This window comes from Paraburkholderia edwinii (assembly GCF_019428685.1).
GTDB lineage: Bacteria > Pseudomonadota > Gammaproteobacteria > Burkholderiales > Burkholderiaceae > Paraburkholderia > Paraburkholderia edwinii.
In genome coordinates, this window is sequence record NZ_CP080095.1 from 4,269,886 (window position 1) to 4,293,651 (window position 23,766).

Sequence of the window (23,766 nt, forward strand, 5' to 3'; positions counted from 1 at the left end):
TACCGCGACCCGCGCCACCAGCGCGCCGCGCGCACCGTCCGCACCACCCGCTCCAATTACATTAGGCAGGTCCAAGCCATGTCCAGGAACCAAGCTCTCTTCGAACGCGCGCAACAGACGATCCCCGGCGGCGTGAACTCACCGGTGCGCGCATTCCGGTCGGTCGGCGGCACGCCGCGCTTTATCGAACGCGCGCAAGGCGCGTACTTCTGGGACGCCGATGGCCAGCGCTATATCGACTACATCGGCTCGTGGGGGCCGATGATCGTCGGCCACGTGCATCCGGAAGTGCTCGAAGCAGTGCAGCGCGTGCTCGTCGACGGCTTTTCGTTCGGCGCGCCGACAGAAGCCGAAGTCGAAATCGCCGAGGAAATCTGCAAACTGGTGCCGTCGATCGAACAGGTGCGCATGGTATCGAGCGGCACCGAAGCGACCATGAGTGCGCTGCGCCTCGCGCGCGGCTTTACGAACCGCAGCCGCATCGTCAAGTTCGAAGGCTGCTACCACGGCCATGCCGACAGCCTGCTCGTGAAGGCCGGCTCGGGGCTACTCACGTTCGGCAATCCGACTTCGGCGGGCGTGCCGGTCGATATCGCGAAGCACACGACGGTGCTCGAATACAACAACGTCGAGGCGCTCGAAGAAGCATTCAAGGCGTTCGGCGACGAGATCGCGTCGGTGATCGTCGAGCCCGTGGCCGGCAATATGAACCTCGTCCGCGCCACGCCGGAATTCCTTCAGGCATTGCGGCGCCTCACGAACGAATACGGCTCGGTGCTGATTTTCGACGAAGTGATGTGCGGCTTCCGCGTCGCGCTCGGCGGCGCGCAGCAGGTGTACGGCATTACGCCGGACCTCACGTGTCTGGGCAAGGTGATCGGCGGCGGCATGCCCGCGGCGGCCTTCGGCGGACGACGCGACATCATGGCCCATCTCGCGCCGCTAGGCGGCGTCTACCAGGCCGGCACGCTATCGGGCAATCCGATCGCTGTTGCGGCTGGCCTGAAGACGCTGCAACTGATTCAGGCGCCGGGCTTCTATGACGCGCTCACGCGGCAGACCGCGCGCCTCGTCAGCGGCATGACCGAAGCGGCGCGTGCGGCGAAAGTGCCGTTCGCGGCGGATTCGATCGGCGGCATGTTCGGCCTTTACTTCACCGATGCGATTCCGCGCAGCTTCGCGGAGATCTCGCATTGCGATGTGCCGCGCTTCAATACGTTTTTCCACAAGATGCTCGATGCAGGCGTGTATTTTGCGCCGTCCGCGTATGAGGCGGGTTTTGTGTCGAGCGCGCATGACGATGCCGTGGTTGACACGACCGTCGAAATTGCACGCAAGGCGTTTGCAGCATTGCACGCGTAACAGGACACCGATGTTCTCGCAAACCGATTTCGTTCATATGGAGCGCGCGCTCGTGCTTGCGGCGCGCGGCATGTACACGACCGATCCGAACCCGCGCGTGGGCTGCGTCATCGTTAAGGATGGCGCCGTGATCGGCGAAGGCTTTACGCAGCCGGCCGGCCAGGACCATGCGGAAATCCGCGCGATGAAGGACGCGCGAGCGCGCGGACACGATCTGCGCGGCGCGACCGTCTATGTGACGCTCGAGCCGTGCAGCCACTTCGGCCGCACGCCGCCGTGTGCGAATGCGCTGATCGAAGCGAAAGTCGCGCGTGTGGTGGCGGCAATGGAAGATCCGAATCCGCTTGTGTCGGGGCGCGGGCTGTCGATGTTGCGCGATGCGGGGATCGAAGTGCGCTGCGAGTTGCTCGCGAATGAAGCGCGTGAGCTCAATATCGGGTTTGTGTCGCGTATGACGCGCAATCGTCCGTGGGTGCGGATGAAGGTCGCGGCGTCGCTCGATGGCCGCACGGGTTTGCCGTCCGGCGAAAGCCAGTGGATTACGAGCGAAGAGGCGCGCGCGGATGGGCATGCATGGCGTGCGCGCGCGTCGGCGATTCTGACGGGCATCGGCACGATTCGCGAAGATAACCCACGCATGACAGTGCGCGCGGTGGATACACCGCGGCAGCCGAAACGCGTGCTGATCGACAGCCGGCTCGAAGTGCCGCCCGAGGCGCACATTCTGGCGGGCGCACCGACGCTGATTATCTGCGGTCATCTCGACGCGCGGCTCGAAGAGCGCGCGGCTGCGTTGCGCGACCGCGGCGCGGAGATCGTGCCGCTTCCGAACGCGGACGGTAAGGTCGATTTGCCGGCCATGCTGAAGGAGCTCGCGGCACGCGGCACGAACGAGCTGCATGTCGAAGCGGGATACAAGCTCAATGGCTCGCTGCTGCGCGAGGGCTGCGTCGATGAACTGCTCGTTTATCTGGCGCCTAGTCTGCTGGGCTCGGATTCGATGAGCATGTTTAACCTTGTTGCACCGGCGTCGCTTGAAAAGCGCGTGCAGCTCGAGTATCAATCGGTGGATCGGATTGGCACGGATATTCGCGTACTCGCGCGGCTCGTCCCGCCTCCGCCCTTGCACTGAACAGGAAACGACAACGATGTTTACTGGAATCGTCGCGGCCGTCGGCCGTATTGCTTCGATCAAGCCGCTTGGCAACGAGCCGGAAGCGGGTGTGCGATTGACCGTCGAAGCGGGTGCGCTCGATCTTGATGATGTGCAGCTCGGCGATAGTATTTCGATTCAAGGCGCGTGCATGACGGTGATTGGGAAGACTGATCATTCGTTTGACGTCGACGTGTCGCGGGAAAGTTTGAATCTGACTTCGGGCTTGGCCCAGACCGGCGAAGTGAACCTTGAAAAAGCGCTGCGTGCGCATGACCGGCTCGGCGGACATATCGTGTCGGGCCACGTCGATGGAATGGGGACGGTCACGCGCTTTGCGCCTGTGGGTGAGTCGCATGAGTTGCGGGTGCTTGCGACTAAAGAGATTGGGCGCTATCTCGCGTACAAGGGGTCGATTACGGTGAATGGTGTGAGCCTCACCGTCAACTCGGTCAACGATCGTGCGGACGGCTGCGAGTTTTCGATCAATCTGATTCCGCATACGGTGCAGGTGACGACGCTTAAGCACCTCAAGGAAGGTTCGCGCGTGAATCTGGAGATTGATTTGATTGCGCGGTATGTGGAGAGGATGCTCAGCGCGTCTCCCGATGGCTCGATCAGCCTATAAATAACGGATACCAGCGCGCGACAATGGACGGGAATCGGTCAGGAAGCGCGCTGTGCGCCATGCCAGGCAAGGGCCTCGGCCACGAAGGGTGCATTGCGTCGTCTGTCGCGCGGGGCCGTCTGGCGAAACAGTTACAAGTTTAGTATTGACGCCGGCCGACCCGACGGGTACTGTCTCGTCCGAAGTTCAAGAAGCTCGATTGCTGTTCATCAATTGCTCGCTCCTCCTCAGCGGTATTCGTTGTCCTCTCCCTCCTTGAAGCTTCACGCGCTTGTTAATAGCGCAACTCTCATATTTTTTCTCAAGGATTGTTCATGGAAACCGGCACCGTTAAGTGGTTCAACGACAGCAAAGGCTTTGGCTTCATCACCCCGGACAAGGGCGGCGACGACCTGTTCGCTCACTTCTCCGAAATCAGGAGCGACGGCTTCAAGACGCTGGCTGAAAATCAGAAGGTGACCTTCGAAACGAAGCAAGGCCCGAAGGGCCTGCAAGCGGCTAACATCAAGCCGCTGTAAAGTTGAAGAGCCCGGCCTCCGCTGACGGACGCCGGGTTGCAGCGACCCCTCGCGAAGCCTTGTCCCCTTCCGTTGGCGCGATCGATCCTGATTTGATCCTGATTGGCATCTGTTTTGTTGAGCAGCTTGCCCAGCGCCAACCGTCTCGTTGCACGTCATTCTCTCCTCAGGCTTCAACGCCTTTTTCGCCTTTCGACTCGTTCAGAATTCGACTCGAATCGCTTTGAATCGGCGCACCCGTGCACTTTTCGCGCGGCATGGTGCGCACTCCAATATCATTAAAACTAAAATGCGAAACAAACACATTCAGCAATACAACGGCTATGCCGTCCAACCCTCGGCGCATCGTTTGCCCGACGGTAGCTTTTCATCCAACCTGCTGCTCGAATGTATCGACAGCGCACGCGCCGAAGGGCGCTATTCGTTCTATTCGCTCGACTACTTCAAGAATGAGGAGCAGGCGTTGCAGCACTCAGCCCAGTGGGCTCGAAACTGGGTCGACACGCGCGGTTAACGACAGGCGCATCGTCGTAACGTATGGCGGAGAACACCCCTTCCTGCTCGCTTCGCCGATAGTAACGGGGCGAATGGCGGCCTTCGGTTACAATACGGGATCAGTTCGCTTTGCACAGCACCGAAAAGCGCGTGTTGATTAGTTGCGAATGTTCCTTTGATTGACAGTCCAGTAAGGCCAGCGATAACCATGTTCGCTGGACTGCACGCCCAGACTCGCATCGGTTCGGTATAACGAGCCGCCGCGTCTGGCTCATCCCCTAGCGTACCCAATTCGCCGCCCGGACAGGGCGGCCCATGATTCCGGGACGTAAGGGCTCCCCAACAAATCTCACGCTTCCCACTCCCGCGCGAGCACCTGTCGATCAGCGCTCGCGGCTTCTTCCTCGATGGGACATCCGAGCCCATGTCCCGTCAATTGATCAGGAACCTTGAATGGCCAAAGAAGAACTGCTGGAACTCGACGGTATCGTTGATGAAGTGCTGCCGGACAGCCGCTACCGCGTCACGCTCGACAACGGCGTGGTGGTTGGGGCGTACGCGTCCGGCCGTATTCGCAAGAATCACATCCGCATCCTGGCGGGCGATCGCGTCACGCTGGAACTTTCGGTGTACGACTTGACGAAAGGACGAATCAATTTTCGCCACAAGGATGAACGGAGCGGTGGCGCAACGCCAAGACCCGCGTTTCGTCGCCGTTGATGGCGCGATGCGCGACGGTCGGCTGTGACCCTAACCCGCGCCACGACGCCGCGTGCATATCGCCCTCACCATTCGCCATCGCTGCCGCATCTCAACCTCGACCAAGGAACAAATTGACTACGATAATTCTGAAACCCGACGAGCCCGTCGAAGTTGCATTACGCCGTTTCCGTCGCGCGATCGAGCGCACCGGCTTGATTCCGGAGCTTCGCACCCGGACAGCCTATGAAAAACCTACCGCAGAACGAAAGCGTAAAAAGGCTGCCGCCGTGGCACGCCTGCGCAAGCAGATCAAACGGTCGTTGCCGCCGAAAAAGCGCTACTGAAGCGGGACTGCCGGGCAGCCACGCTTCAAGTGGTCGTCTGGTATTTTGTCCCGCACCTCTCGGGGCGCTCAGAAAACAAGGAACGACGTATGTCACGTGCCGAACGTCTCCTTCAACTCCTGCAAGTGTTACGTCGTTATCGACGTCCCGTGAGCGGCCAGGCCCTCTCTGACGAGCTGGGCGTGAGCATCCGCACGCTATACCGGGACATCGCCAGTTTGCAGGCGCAAGGAGCAATGATTGAGGGAGAGCCAGGCATTGGCTACGTGATGAAACCTGGTTTCATGCTTCCACCGATCATGCTCGGCTCAGAGGAACTCGATGCCCTAGTGCTTGGCATGCGCTGGGTAGCCGATCGCTGCGACAAGACGCTATCGTCCGGTGCGCTAAGCGCGCTTGCGAAGATAGCTGCAGTACTGCCCGCTGAGTTGCATCGCGAACTGGAGGAATCTTCGCTGCTGGTCGGCGCGCCTTTGACGAGACCGACCCACACGATCTCGCCGGATCTTCTGCGTGCCGCGGTCCGTGCAGAGCAAAAGCTCGATATTACTTACGTGAACGGCGCTGGTATTCACTCCCGGCGTATCGTTTGGCCTTTTGCCTTGGTGTATTTCGACCAATCGCGCGTACTCATGTGTTGGTGCGAGCTTCGAGCGGATTTTCGGAATTTCCGTTCGGATCGGATCTTGAGCGTCGAGCAGATGGAGGAACGCTACCCAAAGAAGCGTTCCACACTGCTTCGTGAGTGGCGGAAGTTCAATCAGGTCGCCAGTCGCACGATACTGCCAGAATCTGACAGCATCGATCGTTAGACTGAAGCTCCTTTTTTGGCGAGGAGCTCAAAATGAAGTTCGCATCGGTTCGAGTAGTTACCCGGGATATCGAAAGGCTGGTCGCGTTTTATCAGAGGCTTTCCGGAATCGAGGCTGTCCATCTGGCCGATGGGTTTGCCGAAATGCGATTCGAGGGCTCGACGCTAGCGATCTCATCTGAGCACCTGATCAGGCTTTTCAATGCCGGTGCGGCCACTGCCGCAGCCAATCAATCGGCAATCCTCGAGTTCGAAGTGCAGGACGTTGACGCGGTGTTCGAACGGATGAAAGCGTCCGGAACAACCGTCGTGATGCCGGCGACATTGATGCCTTGGGGCAATCGCTCGCTCCTGCTGCGTGACCCGGATGGGAATCTCGTCAACCTGTTTTCTCGACCCGGGCGTTGAGAAACGTGTCGTCACGGTGGCCCGCTGCTCGTTCTCGAATGTGCAGTAAAAGCGTGGCTTCGTGCCAAAACGTTTGGGCTACTCGACTGTGCATTGACGTCACAATTGTTCAAAATCGAAGCGTTTGATTTCGGCTATGGTGAATTGTCGTTCCGTGATGAAAGCCCTATGCATAGGCACTAAAAAGCCCAAAGCCAATTCAAGCGAGATATTCGATGACTACTCCCGTTACCTTGATGGATCCGAATTCAAATTTGTATCTGTCAGCTAAAGATGTGGGCGGTGGATCTTTTGTCGTCGCGTTAAGCAGCAACGCCACAGCATGGTATTTGAATACTTCGGCAAGCGTCGGCGTAACGATCGTGTCGACGCTGTCTTATCGCGACAATGCGAGTGGGAATATTCTCTACATGGCGGGTGACATGAGCCTGTTGAAGGCTGCCGGAAGTTGCCCTCTCGTTCTGTCGCCCTCGACGGCCACTGTGTTTGCGATCGGTGGCGTTCCGATCAACGGTCTACAACCGGTCGTTGTAAACGGTGACCTCCCTGCCGCGTTAGCGATCAGTTCAGAGCTTGCGATTCTCGAAAAGAATAGCGGCCAGGGCTGGAAGATTTTCGTTAGCAACGCCTGAACGATTCCAGCGGCCGCCGTTGCAGAGCTTCGATGCGTGTAGCCAGAATCAGTGGACAGGCTGGCAACCAAACTGCGACAGCGGTCTAGTCTGTCCGCTCTGAGGCAAGCGCCGCGCTGCGCTCATCAGCCGCCATCAATTGATCGAGTATCTGCTCGCAGTCGCTCGGAAACAGGCAGGCCAGCGTGTACTCGCTGAGAAATACGCCATGACCTCGCGGCAGAATATCCAGAACGCCTGGAAATTTTTCGCGAATGATAAATCCGACGCAGGTCACCGCGGACAATACGACGGCAGAAAACGCCACCTTCTCGAGAACGCGATAATTCAACTGCATAACGGCACCCCCCGTATCAGTTGCATCAAACTCGCGAGGACACGGTTTTCCGGAGACAATATTATTACAATAGTCTTTCAGTTTTTGGATTGTCAAACGGAAGTTGAGGGTTTATGTCTCCCCGCAGTCATTCGGACAACGCTACTTGAGGCGTGCAGGGCAATGACGTGCGGCGTCCAGTTGGAGCAGCCGTCTAGGCATTGAACAACTCGCTGCGCGCCGCATCCATGATCATCGCGACCGCCGGATGACTGATGCGACGCTCGATCGAGATCGCGAAGAATTCTTCGACAATGGTGTTGATCTGTCCGACCATTGTCAGTTTGTGCTCCGCCTGTAACTGGCCCTCCAGCACGGTTGGCGCGAACAGCACGCCCCGCCCTTCGCGACCGAACGCCATGGTCATCGCTCCATCGTCGAATTCGCCGACGATATGCGGCGCAATGGTATGCAATGCCAACCAGTGGTCCAGCTTGCGACGCACAGCGGAGTCGGTACCGGGCAACAAGACCGGCACCTGACCGAGCAGTTTCGGGAAGCTTTGTTTGTTGCGTTGCATCAGCGTAGACGCGCCAAAACAGCCTAGTGACGAACGACCGAGCCGGTGATTGAACGCCTTGATGTTCACGTCGGCAGGAATCGGCGCATCGGCGATGATCAGATCGAGCCGGTGCACCGCCAGTTGCGCAAGCAGCGCATGCAGTTTGCCTTCATGGCAGATCATGCGCAGCGACATCGCGGTGCCCAGCGCCGGTTCCAGCAGCCGGTAAGCGATTGCCTTCGGCACCGAATCCGCAATCCCCACACGAAACCGCGTTTGCGCCCCGGATTCGCTCTCACGGCGCGCCGCATTCTCGAGTTCTGAGCCCAACGAGAATATTTCGTCTGCGTAGCCGAGCGTCACGCGGCCCACATCGGTCAGCTCGAGCGTGCGCCCATTTTTCCTGAACAGCTTCTTGTCTAGCGCTTCTTCGAGCAGCTTGATCTGGCCGCTGAGCGTCTGCGGCGAGATATGCAATTGCTCGCCGGCGCGGGCAATGCCGCCTGCGTGCGCTGCCACCCAGAAGTAATGCAAATGCTTAAAGTTCATGCGGCCTCCTCAATGAACCAAAGCTACGGTTTTTTCGAATGATTGACAACAAAAATACGAATTTTATGTTCTACCGGCTTCGGTTAGATTCAGATATCGCGCCCGGACGCCAGTGGGCGCTAACGATCGAAGAGAGAGGTGACCTATGGCATCGGTTGAGCAATTCCTTCGTTCAAAGCTTTCGCAGACAGTGTGGTCGACCCAGGCGACCGCATCGGTGTACGACGCGATTGCGACCATGTCGCACCGGCAAGTTGGAGCGTTGATCGTCGCGCACGAAGGGCGCATGGCCGGCATTGTCACCGAGCGCGATTACGCCCGGAAAGTCGTCCTGATGGACCGTTCGTCAAGGAATACGCAGGTACGCGAAATCATGTCGACTACGGTTCGCTACGTCAGCCCGCAGCAGTCAACCGACGAATGCATGGCGCTGATGACTGAGCACCGGATACGTTATCTGCCCGTGATCATGGCTGGGCAAGTGATCGGGATGGTGTCGATCGGCGATCTCGTCAAGAGCCAGATGGCCGAGCAGGAGCGCACGATCCAGCAACTGGTGCGCTACATACACGGCCACGGCTTTCAGCGCGGCCACGGCGAATTGAAGACTCAATCGGCGGCAAATTATGTAAGCCAATAACTTTGCTATCCGTATTGTTTTCACGTGGCTGTGCAAAACACGTGACGACGCAGGTACCCCGAATTAACAGAAGAGGCTTCTTATGTTCAAGAACTTTATCAATCAAGTTAGGCACGCGGCTGGTGCGATAACGCGCGGAACCGCAGCGCTCGGTCTGGCAGGCGTGCTTGCTCTCGGCGCGGTGGCCGCCAACGATGCCGAAGCGAAGCGCGTAGGCGGCAGCCAAAGTATCGGTCGTCAGTCGCAAGCGGCGCCGCAGTCCGGGCAGACGCAACGCAGCCAGCAAGCGCAGCCTGCGCAGCAAGCCGCACAGTCGCCTGCCGCCGCGGCTGGTAACCGTTGGATGGGACCGCTAGCCGGTCTCGCCGCTGGCCTCGGCATTGCGGCGTTGCTGTCGTCGTTTGGCCTCGGTGAAGGGCTCGCGCAATTGCTGTCGAATGCGCTGCTGATCGGGTTGGTCATCTTCGGCGGCATGTTGCTGTATCGCTTCATCGCCAACCGCCGTCGTCCGGATCTCGCTTACGGGCCAGGGGCTGCAGGCCGCCAGCAAACGAATGGCTCGCCATTCCTGAATCGGATCGGGCAACCTCATCCCGAAGCGAATCCGGGCGGCTGGGGACGCCCGGCAGCGGGGGCGGTTGCACCTGCAGCCTTTTCGTCAACGGCTGAGCAGACCGCTTTTCTGGTCTCGGCGAAAGACATGTTCATGCGTCTTCAGAGCGCATGGGACCGGAACGACCAGGGTGACATGTTCGAGCTGACGACGCCCGAGATGTTTATGCAGCTCAAGCAAGACCTCGAAGCGCGCGGCCACGAGCGCAGCGTAACGGAAGTCACGCGGCTCGACGCCGAAGTGCTGTCCACGGAAGGCAATGTGGACGAGACGCTGGTAAGCGTGCGCTTCCATGGTCAAATGCGCGAGGATGACAATCCGACCGCAGAGCCGTTCCAGGAGATCTGGAATCTGGTCAAGAGCACGCGCGGCGATCAAACGTGGCGACTGGCTGGGATCCAGCAAATGAACCGTTAAAGAAGGCGCTAACGGGGGGGACACAACCGGCGGCGGATGCCGCCGGTTGTCGCATTCAGGCCTTTATTGCTCGATGGCTGCAAAGCTTCAAAGAGTTTCCGCCGCGCCAGAAGCCCGGCAGCTTTAGCATCATCGATGCGATGCAGGCGCTGGACGCGACGGGAAGAAACTGAAAGCGGTGTTGCTACGAATCGATCGTCGTCCCGGCCCGATGTATGGATAAATCACGACGGAGTCTAAAGATCCTCTCGTTGATCAAGGCGTGAGCCCTCTGCATGACCTTGCTGAGCACGGCGAAACGTGTTCGGCGACATTCCAAAGGCCGACTTGAACAACCGGCTGAAGTGGGCGACATCACTAAAGCCCCACGAAAGCGCGATCTCGGTGATCGTCCGACGACTACCGCTATCAGCCAGTTCGGCTCGGCACTTCGCCAGACGCCGCGCCCGGCGCCAACCGCTTACCGTAAGCTGCCTTTCGCTGAAAATCCTGTGCAAGTAGCGCACCGAAATGCCGAAGTGCTGCGCAATCATGGCCGGCGTCAGCGTTGGGTCATCGAGCCGGCCGTCGATATAGCGCATGACACGCAGCAGCAGATCTTGAGCCCTCGTCGCGTTTGGCTTGCGGACATGCGCGGTGATGGTTGCCGCCAGCACACCAAGCGTCGTGTCGACGCTCGATACCAAGGGCGCATGGCGCTGCGTCATCACTTGGTCCGCGAGAGCGGTAAGCCAGCTGCCAAGCAGTGTTCCGGAATGGCTTGCCGCGTCGATGCGCAGACCGTCGAGCGACGCCGCGTTCGGCAAGTCCAACTCGAACTCTGAGACCGGAACGAGCATGCAGAGCTTACGGAACGGCTCGGGCATCGCGAACTGCGCAGAATGCGCGCTATGCCAGATGGCGATGTCACCCGCACGCACGTCGACCTGCTGCTTGCCGAATTCATAAACCGTGCAACCGACACGCTGATAAAGAATGCCGATGTACGCGTTGTCGTCGCGCGCCAGTTCCAGCGGACCGCGCCGCGCCGTCACCGGCTCGCCCCAGATCGACATCAACTTCGCGGTGCCCGCATCGCGCGGCAAGATGCCTACCGACAATGGATCCGCGCGCTTCCGGGATACATCCCAACTGACGTTGCTCGCGCGCAGCGCGTCGTGCAATTCGTCGTCCTCGCGGTACAGATGCGCAAACTGCGCTTCGTGCGCAGAAAGACTTGCGGTCATACGTATCCTTGCTGCTTTGGTTAGAAAGTATCCCGCGGCGATCAGGCTCCAGGATCGACACCAACCTGGCGCGTCGCCGGATGCGCGCGGCATTCGCATGGGCACTGTCGTTCAACAGATTGTGCAGTCGCATACATGCTCGAATGGTGTGCCGCACTCTATCATCGGAGCACTCATCGCTGCCGGATGTGTTGCGTAGCGAAACCGAAGGAATTTCGAATGCGTATCGTATGTCTCGCAGCAGATAAATTCGGTATCCCCTTCTTTGCTAAGAGGTAACTGATGACGACGGCGATCGGCGACGTAACCGCAAGCGGATTCATTCCCGGAACCACTACGCACGACCTTTTTTCGAACAACGCCACGTCAAAGCAGGCGCAGCGCACATCTGCGGCGGATGCGAGTAGCGGCACGGCAAGCACAACGTCAGGCACACAGGCGACAAACGCCAATGCCACGGCGGCGTCGAAGGCATCCAGTAGTTCAGGCGGCGCCTCGAGCGGTGGCAGCTCAGGCTCGGGAGCTGCCGCGGCTCAGGCGCTCAAGCAATTGATCAATCGTCTGCAACAGATGTTGGCCCAGATCGAGGCGCAAATAACGGCTGCCGCCGCCCGGAGCGGACGCGGCGGCTCACCGAATGCGGCGCTCAGCTCATTGCAAGCCGAGGCTTCGATGATTCAAGGCCAGATTTCCGCAGCCACCGCGAAGTTGGCGGAAATGCTTATGTCACAGGGACAAACCGTCGGGGGACTCGTCAACAGCCAGGCGTAGTCGTGCCTAGCCTCAGCCGAACCCAGGACGCACGACGTCCGGATATTAATTTGAGGACCATATGTCTGTCTCATCCATCAATCCAGCGACTGCACAAACCCACAAACATGCGCGAGGTGGCTCTTCCGGCACGTCCAGTGCATCGGGAACGTCCGGTGCAGCGGCGACCTCAGGAAGCACGGCGGCGTCTACGTCCGCAGATGCGCCGGCATCCTCGACCATCGTCACGCTTAGTCCCGATGCACAGACCCTCGCCTCGCTTGCGGCGGAGGGTGTCAGCTTTTCATTAACCAGCATGGCGAGTCTGGGTATCTCCGCCAGCGACATCGCCAACGCCACGACACCCGCGCAACAATATGCACTGGCGCAGCGGGTACACCAGGGCCTCATCAGTCACGGAGACTTGATGACACCGGGCGGTTCAGTGTCGCAGTCGGGCTTCGAAAACCTGGTGACCCAATTCGGTGGGACGAAAACGCAAGCTGACCAGCTCTTTCAGAGTCTCGACACGAACGGCGACGGCTCAGTCTCGACTGACGAGTTTCTGGACGGCATGGGCAGTACATCCGGGGACAGTCCGGTCGCCCAATCGCTTCTTGAACTGATGGACACCGACAGCAGCGGCTCGGTCAACTCGTCGGAATTTATCAACTTCGAGATGGCGTTCGCACAAACAGAAAACGGAAAAGCCTGAAGGAGATTTTGCGGGAGGAGACGATTGCGCGCAGCGGATGCAGCGTGTCCCACGCGCTCTTTACAGGACCTACGTGCCGCCGGCGGCGGCCGTGGGTCCGATGACCGACAAACGCGTCCGTCAAGAATCGGCCTTCTGCAACCATGAGCATATTGAGCCTTTAATTGACCCCTGCTCGTCTCGAAACAACTGCCGCCTGGTCGTAACCTGCACCTATCGAACACTTGATTGAAAGGACAAGTTATGACCACCGACCTCTTCGAAACCGCTCAGACCGACAACGCAACCGACGCTCTCGTCATGACCCATGCAGTCATCGAAGCCGCTCGGACCCGCAATGCTGCCGAAGGTCTCGTTATGACCAATGCGGTCATCGAAACCATGCTGAGTCGCAGCGCGACGAAGTACTACGATCCCGAGGCTGTGCTGACCGACGAACAGATTGCCGCTCTTGTCGAGATCGGCACATCGGCGCCGACTTCGTTCAACCTGCAGAACTGGCGTTTCGTCGCCGTGCGCTCGCCCGAGGCGAAGGCGCGGCTGCGCCCGATTGCCTGGAACCAGGCGATGACGACCGAAGCGGCCGTGACATTCGTTATCGTCGGTCAGCTCGCTGATGCGAGCACCGTACCCGCGGTCTTTGCCCCAATGGTGGAAGCGGGCTACATGCGGAAGGACCACGTTCCCGAAGCGGAAAAGGGCGCACGCAGCATTTACGACGACAACCCGCAGCAGCAGCGGGACGAGGCGATCCGCACCGCTACTTTCGGCGCGGCGGCGATCATTTACGCTGCGCGGTCGATGGGCTGGGGTTCGACGCCGATGATCGGTTTTGACGCCGCCGCAGTGAGAACGGAATACGGTCTCGCGAACAACGAGATCCCCGTGATGCTTCTCTCGGTCGGGCCGATGCGGGAGGGGAACTGGCCGTCGAAGCCGCGCCGGCCCGTGCTGGACGTGCTGAGCTTCCGTTGAACCGTGGAGCGTGGCGGGGATGCAATAACGCTTCGGCCATTGCAATGCGAAGGGCGGCGGGGAACTTCTCAACTCCCCCGCCGCCTGATCTCGAAAGATAACCCTACGACTTCTTCACATCCTTCGGAGCTGGCTTCGCCGCAGGAGCGGGCTTGCCCGGCGCCGCGACGTGCGCAACCGGCCTGGCGTTGGGCATCGGATGGTTTTGCGCCATTGCATGAGGATGTTCCGCCGGGCCATGCGCGGCTATCGCATGATCGGGCAAATGGCCGCCGTGACTCATCATGGTCTTGTGCAGTTCATCCCTGCGCCGGAAGACATCTTCCCGATGATCGCCATGAGCGTAGAGACGCCGATGCCGCACTCCGTCCGGCCCGACCACCCAGATATACGTATTGCCGCCTACAAACACGACGTCCTTGTCGACAACCGTCGAGACGTAAACGTCATTTGGCATCGGCTGATAGGCCTCTTCGACAACCTCCGGCGGCGGCGGTGGCGGCGGACTCAGCGCGCCCGCTAAGACTTCGTTTACCTTGTTCGGATCCACAACGAGTTGACCTTGCTCGTTGGTCGCACACCCCGCGAGGAACATCGCGCAAATGACCGATGCGAGAGAAACTCTCAATGTTGTTCTCAAAATATCCCCGGTTACTGTTTTTTTAATGCCCGATTTTGATAACGGCTGCCGCACTTATGTACTTGACGGCTCCGGGGATGATCCTTACAGAGCGAATATTTCTTTGCGTTACTGGTCTGCCCATGTCTCGGCCAATATCGGCCCTTCGACGCGTTGGGCCAAATCGGCGACAATGTCTGGCATGCTTTGATGCATCGACGCGCAGCCATGGGACAAGGAGCCACGATACAGATGCCAAAAACCATCTACTGTTGGCGCTGCAAGACAGATGTAGCGATGCTCACGGAAGACGAGTGGCAATTGGTTAATCCTGAGACTTTGCTCGAGCAGATCAAGCAATATCGAAAAGAGACCGGAGTTTCCTTAGCAGAAGCCTATCGAAACAACACGGGTCTTCCTGCTTTAGTAGCGTACGAACGCATTACGGGATTTCGCGAGAGTAATCAAGCGATGAGAATCGCCGCGTCACAATTATCGTGCGGTACTAGGCTGGCGCTCACCGGCTAGCTATACTGTTCGACATTGCATTCCGTCAACCGCGCGCACTCAAAGGATGCAGGCCATGCATATCGGACTTATAGGCGGCATCGGACCCGCGGCGACCGAAGTCTATTACCGAAGGCTGGTACGCCTGCACGCCGACGCAAAGCGACGGCTTTCGCTGACTATCGCTCACGCCGACTCCAGTGAGCTGATCGCTAATCTCGAAGCAGGTTGTGCCGTCGAGCAGGCGCTTATCTTCGCGAGGCACATCGATCAGCTGCGCGCAGGGGGCTGCGAAGCAGTGGCTCTTACATCAATGGGGGCTCACTTCTGCATCAAGGATCTGGCAGCCGTCTCCAGCCTGCCGCTGATCAGCGCCATTCCGGTTCTGGACGCCTATTTTGCCGACACGGGCTGGTATAAAGTCGGCGTGCTCGGCACGCGGGCCGTGATGGAGTCTGGTCTCTACGGTGTTTCCTCGGCCGACGTCGTGACGGTCGACTCCGACGAAATCGACCGTATTCAAGCCTGCTACGTAGCGATAGCAGTTGCAGGAGTCGCAACGCCTCAGCAGCGCGGCTATTTGTACGAGGCAGGCCGCAAGCTTTGCGAGGACAAGGGGGCGGAAGTGATTGTCCTCGGCGGCACGGACCTGTCGCTCGCATTTGACGGTGAGGATCCTGGCTATCCGACGGTCGACAGCGCAATCATCCACGCAGACGCAATCGCGCGCGTCGCGATGGACCTGGCGTCGCCTCGATAGGGCTCGGATCAGCGCCTGAGGACTCGACGCGATCTAGCCAGTTCTGTTTGATCGGCAACTCTGTAGACTGCTTGACCTTCTGCAACGGTAAATCGGTTTTCGTCGTCTGCACGCCGATGGCCCGAACGAGATGCGTGCTTTGAAATTGCCGATAGGCGTCGATGTGGGCGGCAACGACGCGAAGCAGCGCATCGCATTCACCTTCATCAAAACGGACGAGTTCACGGAGCTGCGTCAGGTCCTGTTCGGGATTCGCTGCGATCCAATGACGGACCACACTTGCACGCAGCGCTCGATACTCCGCAACCAGCTGGACAAGGGAAAATCCCTGAGCCAGCCGGTCTTCCGCGTGCTTCCGTGCAACTTCGGTTACTCCTGGACTGTTCTCCGGTCGCCTGCCGATGCTCTTTGCCTCGCGGTGCGACGTGGCCACCCGGTATTCGAAGGGCCTTGGCCTGTGCTTTGGCATCCGATCGATGCTCCCGGTGATGGCCGAAGCTTTCGTCAATCTCCTGCTATTCGCCCTCATGCGCCCCGAGCTAAAGTCCAATCAGAGGCTGCGAGACAACACGATCCGCCAACCCATCGACATTAGGATCATGAATCTGTCGGTGACCTGCACGGGCTTCGAATCCCAGGTGGACTACAAGCACGCAGCATTCAAGGCGTATCACACGTTGGTAAATGAGAGAAACGACCTGCTTCATGGCGACCGTTTTCGAGAATCCTATCTGACCGCTTCGGGGTCGGCCACTGCCAATCACACGCTGCAGCGTGCGGCACAGAACCGCCACTCGGAAATACCAGGTCGAGCAACTGCCTCCGGTCCGATAAGACTCGTTCATCACACACTGGATGCAGACCGCCATCGAGAGACCGGCGACTCAGGTGATAACCGCTAGAATTGCAGCTTTAGCCCGGAATACGCCGATGTCTTTTGCCTCACTTGGCCTGATCGATCCCTTGCTGCGCAATGTGCAGGATCTCAATTACCAGACGCCTACACCGGTGCAGGCCAAGGCGATTCCTGCTGTGCTGAGTGGCAAGGACGTCATGGCCGCCGCACAGACCGGCACGGGCAAAACGGCGGGTTTTGCGTTGCCGCTGTTGCAACGGCTAGTGCAACACGGCCCCGCGGTGTCCAGCAACCGCGCGCGTGTTCTGGTGCTGGTGCCCACGCGTGAACTGGCCGAACAGGTGCTGCAAAGTTTTATCCAGTACGGCAAAGGCCTCGACTTGCGATTTCTCGCCGCCTACGGCGGTGTGAGCATCAACCCACAGATGATGTCGTTGCGCAAAGGCGTGGATGTGCTCGTTGCCACGCCGGGCCGTTTGCTCGATCTCAATCGCCAGAACGCCGTGCAGTTTGATCAGGTACAAACGCTGGTGCTGGATGAAGCCGACCGCATGCTGGATCTGGGCTTTGCGCGCGAACTCAATGCCGTCTTCGCTGCCCTACCCGCTCAGCGCCAGACCCTGTTGTTCTCCGCGACGTTTACCGATGATATCCGCGCCATGGCGGCGGGCATCCTACGCAACCCGCTCAATATCAGCGTCAGCCCGCCCAATGCCACGGCCAGCAAGATCAAGCAGTGGGTGGTCCCGGTGGACAAAAGGAACAAGCCCGACCTCTTCATGCACCTTGTGGCTGAGAACAACTGGGAGCACGCGCTGGTGTTCGTCAAAACCCGCAATGGCGTGGATTACCTGGCAGCCATGCTGGATGAAGCGGGTTATGCGGTCGACACCATCCACGGCGATAAACCGCAACCCGCACGCCTGCGTGCGCTGGAGCGCTTCAAGACGCGTGAAGTACAGATGCTGGTCGCCACCGACGTAGCTGCGCGTGGGCTGGATATCGACGACCTGCCGTTGGTGATTAACGTCGATCTGCCGATCGTGGCGCAAGACTATGTGCACCGTATTGGCCGTACCGGCCGCGCGGGCGCCAGCGGCGTGGCGGTGTCCCTGGCGTGTGCCGACGAAGCGCCACAACTCGCCGCGATTGAAGCGCTGATCCGGCAAACGCTGCCCCGTGAAGAAGAGCCAGGTTTTGAAGCCGAACACCGCGTGCCGCAAACGAGCGCGACGGGCCAGATCATCAAGAAACCTAAGAAACCGAAGAAGCCCAAAGTGCCGCAAGCTGCGCCTGGCACCTTGCAGGTGCCCAGCAAGAAATCGCGCTCGCAAGGTGGTGAAAATAAAAGCAAGCCTGCGGCGCCACGCGCTGTGGCTGCGGGTAAAGGCACAAGTTTCTCCAGCGGTAGCCCATTCAGCGTGCAAAAGCCGCGCAGCAAAGCCGCCAGCAAGCCAGTTGCGGGTTCACCCAAGCCGGCTGGCAAACCCGCTGGTGGCCGCGGCAAACGCCAACCCTGATCTGTGGCGCCTGGTCATTCCGTGACCTTGACATGCCGCGTTCCCGTCACCTCCTCGTGGTAGTGCGGCTTCGTCAGTTCGTCCGCCATGACAACGGGATTAGCAAGGATCGTTTCGGTCGTCAGGGTGGACCGCGACCGGTCGAACCAGCAGGCGAGCGCCGAATTCCGGTTACCGTGCAGATCCACGATGAGCCGACGCAACTGGTCCACAGATGCGTCCTGGGGCGGTTTGGGCGGAAAAAACTTCGGCGGAAGGACGAGCGCGTCGCCAGGTGCGACCCATAGATCCGCGAGAAAAATCTCGTTGACATAGGGACGCCAGCGGGCAACGGAAATGACCAGCGGCAGGGATTTGTCCTGCGAGAAAAAGACGTGCGCAAAGGCATGGTACTCGAGGTCAGTCGGGTTCCAGCTCAACAGTTCGCGCCGCCGGGACGGCCCGAGATAGGGCGATTGATGGGCGGCCCATTTGCTGTATGCGTGTTTTGCGCGTACGAGGCCATCGTACTGAAATGGTATCGATTGCCCGCTTCTCAGCAAGGTCATGCCAAATGCCTGCGCGCTTTCATAGGTCGCGTGCAACGCTTCGTAATGCACTTCGTCCTGGCGAAAATCGAACAGTGTGATGTCATACGGCGGTTCGTCGGGGACCGTCTTCCGCACATGACCGATCCCGGTATAACGGGTGCCGAGTTCGAGATCGGGGTCATCGGGAGCGAGTTCGATTGGCGTTCCTCTCGGTCCGGAAAAGAATTTGGGAGTACCACATGCGTTAAACAGGTAGCGCTTGCCTTCGACATCGGGCAGTGGCGTGGCACTGCCTTCGAAAATGAACGCAACCGGATCGAATACATTGGGGTACATAGTGAATCGGTTTCCCTGTCGTGGCGAGGTGGCGGTTAACTGTCAATTGCAGTGGTCCGGGCGGGGCTTCGAACCGCGCTGGTCTACCGGCACTTTGCAGTTGTTGACTCGCTGCTCATCGCTGGCCTTGTCTCCCAGACGCTCCTTCAGCGTTTTAGGGTCTGCCTTCTCCGGCAGACCCTCTGCAGCGGATTGGTTCGATGCTGCCTTTTCTTCGGCTGCGTTTGCGACATTCGTTACCGGTGCAACTGCCAGCACGACCACAACGTAGAGTTCCAGAATCGCACGCATATGCGCGTCTCCTGCCCGAATTCGCTGATCGAAGTATTGTCAGGCGTTTCGTGCAATCCTGCCCTCCGCTTTCTTGCGCTCATTTTCGTGAAAGCTCAAAGCGTGGACGACTGTGGCAGCGGTAAATTGTCGAGTAAGCTTACCTTGAGTTCGTGGCGTTAAGGAGGTGTCCGATGGCTGGGATCATTCATCCTTTTTACGAGTCGCATCGCGCTGACATGGAGGCCGCCATGCGGCATCGCCTCGACCTTGCCGAAGCGATGCTGCGTGCGCGCGCGCATCTAACCGATATGGATGGGATCAAGCGTGAGGTGATGGACGAATTCGAAATCGTGCTCACTCAAATGCCCTATGTCGGCGGCACGGCAAGTCGTATGAGCGATTTCTTTATGCGCCTGATGGGATTCATCGCTATCGGCCGGGTGCTCCGGCGACACGGCGTTTCGCTATCGGTGATTGGCGAAATCGAGCGGGAAACCTATAAGGCGCAATTGCTCACCGTGCCCGAGGCCGAACGTTTTGCGTCCGGGCGTGAATTCATGTCGTCAGAGAATCAGACTTTGCTGCGCGAGCAGGCAGCAAAAAGTCATCAGAACGGGTTCCCGGAAGATTTCGTCTACGATTTTGTCGAGCCGGGCCCGGATGACAATTTTGAGTTCGGCATCAACTACACCGCTTGTGGCTTTTGCAAATTCGCGGCTCGCCATGGAGACAAAGAAATCTTGCCGAGCATCTGCGGACTTGATTTCGACGCCTATGCGACGCGAGGTATCCGCCTGGAAAGGACGCAAACCCTGGCAGGCGGCGCGAGTCATTGCAATTTCCGATTCTCGCGGGTTTCGAAGGATTAGGATGATGTATGCGTGGGCTTCGAACGGGCGCTCTTGGGGAAGCTAAACGACCGGGACGGGTCGTTTAGCTGCGTGCGTCGTCGGGCCGACATCTCACTGCTGCCGAATCCCCCCCGGCCCCTTCCCCGTCCACCGCTTCAGCGCTCTGCGGAAATTCGCTGTATCGCTAAAGCCGAGCAGCATGGCGACATCTTCAGTGCTCATTCTGGTCGTCTTCAGGTATTCAGTTGCCAACGAGCAGCGCACATCATCAACGATCGCCAGAAACGATGTACCTTCTGCCTCGAGCCGCCGACGTAGCGTTCTGCTGGTCATCTTCAGAACAGCGGCGACCGTTTCCATATCCGGAAACTCGCCGGGTTTGCGCATCAACTCCTGATAAACCTCGCCGGATACGCCGAACGATGTTTTGGCTTGCCCAATCAGCCGGTCGCACGTTTCCTGAAGCAGTGCCGCCGAGTGCCGGTGCGCCAGCTGCGGTCTGAACTCGAGTATCGCGCTGTCGTAGATCAGCTCGCACTGTTGCGCGTCGAATTCACAAGGGCAGCCGAGATACTCCGGATAGATGCTTGCATGAGGCGGCGCCGGATACGAAAAGCGTGCCTTCAATGGTGGACACGTTCTTCCTGCAACGTCCTGCAAGTGCGTGACGTGCTGCGTGTATTGCTGCTCGAGCAAAAACTGCTGCACATCGCGCGGCAGGTTCGAAGCGAATGCATCCGGAAACGTCCAGACGGAGCTGTCCGGATACTCGGTCCATTCGATCGTCAGCGTCGGCGTGGCGAGGCGATGGTATTTCACGCCCAGCCTGAAGTAGTCGCGCAGCGAGAGACACGACATCAGCGCATACCCGTACATGCCGTACGCCGCGAGGTGGAGACGCGAACCGGTCCTGAAAGGTGTGGCCGGGCTCGATGAGAGGTTGACCGCATTGCGGCAAACAGCGGCGTATTGACGTACCGATGTCAGGCACGACGCGTCGTATATCTGGCTGGGCGCGATGCCGCTTCCGTTCAGGCTCTCCTCCGCGCTAATGCCCTGTTCCGCGAGAACCTCAACCAGCGCCGCGATCTTATACGGCGCATAAATGCGCTCGTTCAATAACGGAAGTTTCGAAGACAAACCGCCTCCTCAGGATGTCCTCCAGGGACACCACTCTGTCCGGAATAGACCTTACCGGGCAGATCGTATCTAACTATCATCGGCACAACAAGATACGGGCGCCTGTGCTGAACGGCAGCCCGCAAACATATCGGAGACAGACATGGACGCTCTCAGAGCGCGCTGAACAATGACCGACACGAATCGCAAGGTCATCATTACGTGTGCGGTAACAGGTTCCGCGCATGTCCCCTCAATGTCGGAATATCTGCCGTTCAAGCCTGCCGACATCGAGGCTCAGGCAATTGAAGCGGCGCAGGCCGGCGCGGCCATTCTGCATCTGCACGCACGCCATCCCGACGATGGTCGGCCGACGCCCTCCCCTGAAATATTCAAGCAGTTCGTGCCGGCCATTGCCCGGCAAACCGACGCCGTCATCAATATCTCGACCGGCGGCAGCACGCGCATGACGCTTGAAGAACGGCTGGCCTACGCGCGCATCGCGAAGCCCGAGATGTGCTCGCTCAACATGGGCTCGATGAACTTCTCGTTGCACCCCATCGCGGCCAGGATGCCATCGTGGCGCTTCGACTGGGAGAAGGACTACGTCGAAGGCATGGAGGACATGATCTTCCGTAACACCTTTCTCGACATCAAAAATATCCTGACCGAGTTTCGCGAGTACGGTACGCGCTTCGAGTTCGAGTGTTATGACGTCGGGCACCTCTACAGCCTCGCCCATTTCGTCGACATCGGGCTCGTCAAGCCGCCGTTCTTTATTCAATCGGTGATCGGCATTCTCGGCGGAATCGGCCCCGACCCGGAGAACCTCAATGTGATGCGTTCGACGGCCGACCGCCTGTTCGGCCGCGATCACTATCAGTTCTCCGTGCTCGGCGCCGGTCGTCACCAGATGTCCCTCGTGACCATGGGCGCGATCATGGGCGGCAATGTTCGTGTCGGACTCGAAGACAGCGTCTACCTGTCGAAGGGCGTCAAAGCAAAGACGAACGCCGAACAGGTCCGGAAGATTCGCCGGATTCTTGAAGATCTGTCGTTCGACATTGCGACGCCCGCGGACGCTCGCGCAATACTCGGGTTGAAGGGACGCGACAACGTTTCGCTGTGAGCGAGAACTTCTGGAGACGCTATGAATGCCACTACCGTTGATCAAGACGCGGGCATCACTCATCGACTTGCCACGCACAAGGCGATGGTCAGGCTCATTCCATTGATGTGCGCCATCTATTTCCTGTCCTTCATCGACCGCACGAATGTCGCGCTCGCCAAGACCGCGCTCGCTGCGGACCTGGGGATCAGTGCCGCCGCATATGGACTCGGCGCGGGTATTTTCTTTATCGGCTATGCACTGCTTGAAGTGCCGAGCAATCTGGCGGCCCATCGCGTCGGACCGCGCAGATGGATCGCGCGCATTGCCGTGAGCTGGGGGATTCTGTCGACCGCGATGATGTTCGTGCAAGGAGAGTGGTCGTTCTACATTCTTCGCGTGCTGCTTGGCGTCGCGGAGGCCGGACTGTTCCCGGCGCTGATGTACATGGTGACCTTATGGTTCGCGCCGAAAGATCGTGCTGTCGCCGTCGGCTGGATTTATACCGCGCCGTCCGTCGCGCTCATCATCGGCAACCCGCTCGGCGCGGCACTGATGCAACTGGGCGGCACAGGCGGCCTGCACGGGTGGCAATGGATGTTTCTGCTGGAAGGCGTGCCGACCATCGTGGCGGGCATCGTCCTTTATTTCAAGCTTCCCGACCGGCCGACTGCCGTCAGGTGGCTAACGGCGCAGGAAGCGCAAGCCCTCGAAACGCACGCAGTCATCGACAATCACGGTCATGCGGAGCTCTTCTCCGCAGACTGGCTCGCTGCAATCAGGCGGCCCACCACCATCCTCATCAGTCTGATTTACTTCCTGAATCAGGTGGCGTTCGTTGGCCTGTACTTCTTCACGCCAGCCATCGTCGGCCAGATGCATGTTTCGTCGCCACTGCTTATCGGCTTGCTGTCGAGTAGCGTCGGCTTCGGCTTCCTGTTCGGTGTGCTCGTGCTGCCGCGCATTCACCGTCGCATAAGCAACGACTGCGCGTTTCTTGGCAGCCTGACCGCGGGCCTCGTACTCAGCGGTTGTGCGTTCATCGCGACCGCAAATCAGACGCTCCAAATCATCCTGCTCGGCGCAACCGGCTTCTTCGCGGGCGGCATCCTGCCGTCGTACTGGGCAGTTGCCATGAAGCGTCTCCAGGGTATCCAGGCTGCCGCCGGCCTCGCCTTTATCAACACGGTCGGACTGTTGGGCGGATTTGCCGGGCCCTATCTTTTCGGATTGGCCGAAACGCTAACCCGAAGAAGCGATGCGGGCTTTAACGTCATCGTCGCGGCGTCCGTCATCGGCCTGTGTCTGGTGCCGCTTCTCGCAAAGGCGATTCGCGCTGAAGAACGGCCCGTCGCCGGGCATGCCGCCGCAGTTCAGTTGTAGACGTCGAAGGTCGACTTGCCGGGCTGATCTGTCCGGTACGCCTTCGCTGGATTTCTGCGGGATTTCTTTGGATCAACGATTCGATCAG

The 23,766-nt window shown here is 59.2% G+C and carries 30 protein-coding genes; 22 read left to right on the top strand and 8 right to left on the bottom strand.

The window, feature by feature from the left end; all coding sequences use genetic code 11:
• The first annotated feature begins 78 nt into the window (after positions 1–78).
• From hemL to KZJ38_RS18935, 10 genes are all read left to right on the top strand, one after another.
• Entirely contained in the window at positions 79–1,362 is a 1,284-nt protein-coding gene (gene hemL, locus KZJ38_RS18890) for a glutamate-1-semialdehyde 2,1-aminomutase (RefSeq protein WP_219797693.1), read from the top strand.
• A gap of 10 nt (positions 1,363–1,372) precedes the next feature.
• Positions 1,373–2,494, top strand: a complete 1,122-nt coding sequence (ribD, locus tag KZJ38_RS18895) for a bifunctional diaminohydroxyphosphoribosylaminopyrimidine deaminase/5-amino-6-(5-phosphoribosylamino)uracil reductase RibD (RefSeq protein ID WP_219797694.1) — start codon at positions 1,373–1,375, stop codon at positions 2,492–2,494.
• 16 nt (positions 2,495–2,510) lie between these two features.
• Entirely contained in the window at positions 2,511–3,143 is a 633-nt protein-coding gene (locus tag KZJ38_RS18900; RefSeq protein ID WP_219797695.1) for a riboflavin synthase, read from the top strand.
• A gap of 314 nt (positions 3,144–3,457) precedes the next feature.
• A complete protein-coding gene (locus KZJ38_RS18905) occupies positions 3,458–3,661 on the top strand; it encodes a cold-shock protein (protein WP_219797696.1) in 204 nt (67 codons plus the stop codon).
• A gap of 289 nt (positions 3,662–3,950) precedes the next feature.
• Complete coding sequence (locus KZJ38_RS18910; RefSeq protein WP_219797697.1) at positions 3,951–4,175, top strand: hypothetical protein; 225 nt, start codon at positions 3,951–3,953, stop codon at positions 4,173–4,175.
• Positions 4,176–4,609: 434 nt separating this feature from the next.
• A complete protein-coding gene (gene infA, locus KZJ38_RS18915; RefSeq protein ID WP_219797698.1) occupies positions 4,610–4,876 on the top strand; it encodes a translation initiation factor IF-1 in 267 nt (88 codons plus the stop codon).
• Positions 4,877–4,989: 113 nt separating this feature from the next.
• The gene (gene rpsU, locus KZJ38_RS18920; protein WP_219797699.1) at positions 4,990–5,202 is read left to right on the top strand and encodes a 30S ribosomal protein S21; all 213 of its coding nucleotides are present in this window, start codon (positions 4,990–4,992) and stop codon (positions 5,200–5,202) included.
• Positions 5,203–5,291: 89 nt separating this feature from the next.
• Entirely contained in the window at positions 5,292–6,014 is a 723-nt protein-coding gene (locus tag KZJ38_RS18925) for a helix-turn-helix transcriptional regulator (protein ID WP_219797700.1), read from the top strand.
• Positions 6,015–6,046: 32 nt separating this feature from the next.
• Positions 6,047–6,421 (top strand): VOC family protein, encoded by a 375-nt coding sequence (locus KZJ38_RS18930; protein ID WP_219797701.1) that lies wholly within the window; start codon positions 6,047–6,049, stop codon positions 6,419–6,421.
• Positions 6,422–6,636: 215 nt separating this feature from the next.
• The gene (locus KZJ38_RS18935) at positions 6,637–7,053 is read left to right on the top strand and encodes a hypothetical protein (protein WP_219797702.1); all 417 of its coding nucleotides are present in this window, start codon (positions 6,637–6,639) and stop codon (positions 7,051–7,053) included.
• Between the two features lie 85 nt (positions 7,054–7,138).
• On the opposite strand, the gene KZJ38_RS18940 is transcribed toward KZJ38_RS18935, so the two are convergent.
• Together KZJ38_RS18940 and nhaR are read right to left on the bottom strand one after the other, a co-directional pair.
• Entirely contained in the window at positions 7,139–7,390 is a 252-nt protein-coding gene (locus KZJ38_RS18940; RefSeq protein WP_219797703.1) for a hypothetical protein, read from the bottom strand.
• Between the two features lie 193 nt (positions 7,391–7,583).
• Entirely contained in the window at positions 7,584–8,480 is an 897-nt protein-coding gene (gene nhaR, locus KZJ38_RS18945) for a transcriptional activator NhaR (RefSeq protein ID WP_219797704.1), read from the bottom strand.
• A 145-nt stretch (positions 8,481–8,625) separates the two neighbouring features.
• On the opposite strand from nhaR, the gene KZJ38_RS18950 reads away from it, so the two are divergent.
• On the top strand, positions 8,626–9,120 hold the full coding sequence (locus KZJ38_RS18950) for a CBS domain-containing protein (protein ID WP_219797705.1): 495 nt from the start codon (positions 8,626–8,628) through the stop codon (positions 9,118–9,120).
• An 82-nt stretch (positions 9,121–9,202) separates the two neighbouring features.
• The gene (locus KZJ38_RS18955; RefSeq protein WP_219797706.1) at positions 9,203–10,150 is read left to right on the top strand and encodes a Tim44 domain-containing protein; all 948 of its coding nucleotides are present in this window, start codon (positions 9,203–9,205) and stop codon (positions 10,148–10,150) included.
• A 236-nt stretch (positions 10,151–10,386) separates the two neighbouring features.
• Here KZJ38_RS18955 and KZJ38_RS18960 read toward each other — a convergent pair whose 3' ends face one another.
• The gene (locus KZJ38_RS18960) at positions 10,387–11,469 is read right to left on the bottom strand and encodes a helix-turn-helix domain-containing protein (protein ID WP_219797707.1); all 1,083 of its coding nucleotides are present in this window, start codon (positions 11,467–11,469) and stop codon (positions 10,387–10,389) included.
• Positions 11,470–11,658: 189 nt separating this feature from the next.
• Here KZJ38_RS18960 and KZJ38_RS18965 point away from each other — a divergent pair, with 189 nt between their 5' ends.
• The 3 genes from KZJ38_RS18965 to KZJ38_RS18975 all read left to right on the top strand — a co-directional run bounded on the left by KZJ38_RS18965 (position 11,659) and on the right by KZJ38_RS18975 (position 13,816).
• The gene (locus tag KZJ38_RS18965) at positions 11,659–12,147 is read left to right on the top strand and encodes a hypothetical protein (protein ID WP_219797708.1); all 489 of its coding nucleotides are present in this window, start codon (positions 11,659–11,661) and stop codon (positions 12,145–12,147) included.
• A gap of 61 nt (positions 12,148–12,208) precedes the next feature.
• The gene (locus KZJ38_RS18970) at positions 12,209–12,841 is read left to right on the top strand and encodes an EF-hand domain-containing protein (RefSeq protein ID WP_219797709.1); all 633 of its coding nucleotides are present in this window, start codon (positions 12,209–12,211) and stop codon (positions 12,839–12,841) included.
• A gap of 357 nt (positions 12,842–13,198) precedes the next feature.
• The gene (locus KZJ38_RS18975) at positions 13,199–13,816 is read left to right on the top strand and encodes a nitroreductase family protein (protein WP_219800473.1); all 618 of its coding nucleotides are present in this window, start codon (positions 13,199–13,201) and stop codon (positions 13,814–13,816) included.
• A gap of 103 nt (positions 13,817–13,919) precedes the next feature.
• On the opposite strand, the gene KZJ38_RS18980 is transcribed toward KZJ38_RS18975, so the two are convergent.
• Entirely contained in the window at positions 13,920–14,510 is a 591-nt protein-coding gene (locus KZJ38_RS18980) for a hypothetical protein (RefSeq protein ID WP_246641554.1), read from the bottom strand.
• Between the two features lie 177 nt (positions 14,511–14,687).
• Here KZJ38_RS18980 and KZJ38_RS18985 point away from each other — a divergent pair, with 177 nt between their 5' ends.
• Together KZJ38_RS18985 and KZJ38_RS18990 are read left to right on the top strand one after the other, a co-directional pair.
• Positions 14,688–14,963, top strand: a complete 276-nt coding sequence (locus KZJ38_RS18985; protein WP_219797710.1) for a hypothetical protein — start codon at positions 14,688–14,690, stop codon at positions 14,961–14,963.
• 55 nt (positions 14,964–15,018) lie between these two features.
• On the top strand, positions 15,019–15,702 hold the full coding sequence (locus tag KZJ38_RS18990) for an aspartate/glutamate racemase family protein (RefSeq protein WP_219797711.1): 684 nt from the start codon (positions 15,019–15,021) through the stop codon (positions 15,700–15,702).
• Here KZJ38_RS18990 and KZJ38_RS18995 read toward each other — a convergent pair.
• Positions 15,647–16,135 (bottom strand): Lrp/AsnC ligand binding domain-containing protein, encoded by a 489-nt coding sequence (locus KZJ38_RS18995; RefSeq protein ID WP_219797712.1) that lies wholly within the window; start codon positions 16,133–16,135, stop codon positions 15,647–15,649. The two genes, KZJ38_RS18990 and KZJ38_RS18995, sit on opposite strands and share 56 nt — an antisense overlap.
• A gap of 55 nt (positions 16,136–16,190) precedes the next feature.
• Between KZJ38_RS18995 and KZJ38_RS36660 the strand changes: the two genes are divergently transcribed.
• Together KZJ38_RS36660 and KZJ38_RS19005 are read left to right on the top strand one after the other, a co-directional pair.
• Positions 16,191–16,604 carry a hypothetical protein gene (locus KZJ38_RS36660; RefSeq protein WP_246641555.1) on the top strand — a complete coding sequence of 138 codons (414 nt, stop codon included), beginning with the start codon at positions 16,191–16,193 and terminating at the stop codon, positions 16,602–16,604.
• A gap of 28 nt (positions 16,605–16,632) precedes the next feature.
• On the top strand, positions 16,633–18,078 hold the full coding sequence (locus tag KZJ38_RS19005; RefSeq protein WP_219797713.1) for a DEAD/DEAH box helicase: 1,446 nt from the start codon (positions 16,633–16,635) through the stop codon (positions 18,076–18,078).
• 14 nt (positions 18,079–18,092) lie between these two features.
• Here the strand turns inward: KZJ38_RS19005 and KZJ38_RS19010 are convergent, their stop codons facing one another.
• A complete protein-coding gene (locus KZJ38_RS19010; protein ID WP_219797714.1) occupies positions 18,093–18,944 on the bottom strand; it encodes a hypothetical protein in 852 nt (283 codons plus the stop codon).
• Positions 18,945–18,986: 42 nt separating this feature from the next.
• Positions 18,987–19,235 carry a hypothetical protein gene (locus KZJ38_RS19015; protein WP_219797715.1) on the bottom strand — a complete coding sequence of 83 codons (249 nt, stop codon included), beginning with the start codon at positions 19,233–19,235 and terminating at the stop codon, positions 18,987–18,989.
• Between the two features lie 173 nt (positions 19,236–19,408).
• Between KZJ38_RS19015 and KZJ38_RS19020 the strand changes: the two genes are divergently transcribed.
• Complete coding sequence (locus KZJ38_RS19020; protein ID WP_219797716.1) at positions 19,409–20,086, top strand: L-2-amino-thiazoline-4-carboxylic acid hydrolase; 678 nt, start codon at positions 19,409–19,411, stop codon at positions 20,084–20,086.
• Between the two features lie 93 nt (positions 20,087–20,179).
• On the opposite strand, the gene KZJ38_RS19025 is transcribed toward KZJ38_RS19020, so the two are convergent.
• Positions 20,180–21,208, bottom strand: coding sequence for an AraC family transcriptional regulator (locus KZJ38_RS19025; protein ID WP_219797717.1), 1,029 nt, complete (start codon positions 21,206–21,208; stop codon positions 20,180–20,182).
• Between the two features lie 169 nt (positions 21,209–21,377).
• Between KZJ38_RS19025 and kce the strand changes: the two genes are divergently transcribed.
• Entirely contained in the window at positions 21,378–22,316 is a 939-nt protein-coding gene (gene kce / locus KZJ38_RS19030; RefSeq protein WP_219797718.1) for a 3,5-dioxohexanoate:acetyl-CoA acetone transferase, read from the top strand.
• Positions 22,317–22,337: 21 nt separating this feature from the next.
• Complete coding sequence (locus KZJ38_RS19035; protein WP_219797719.1) at positions 22,338–23,678, top strand: MFS transporter; 1,341 nt, start codon at positions 22,338–22,340, stop codon at positions 23,676–23,678.
• Positions 23,679–23,766: the final 88 nt, after the last annotated feature.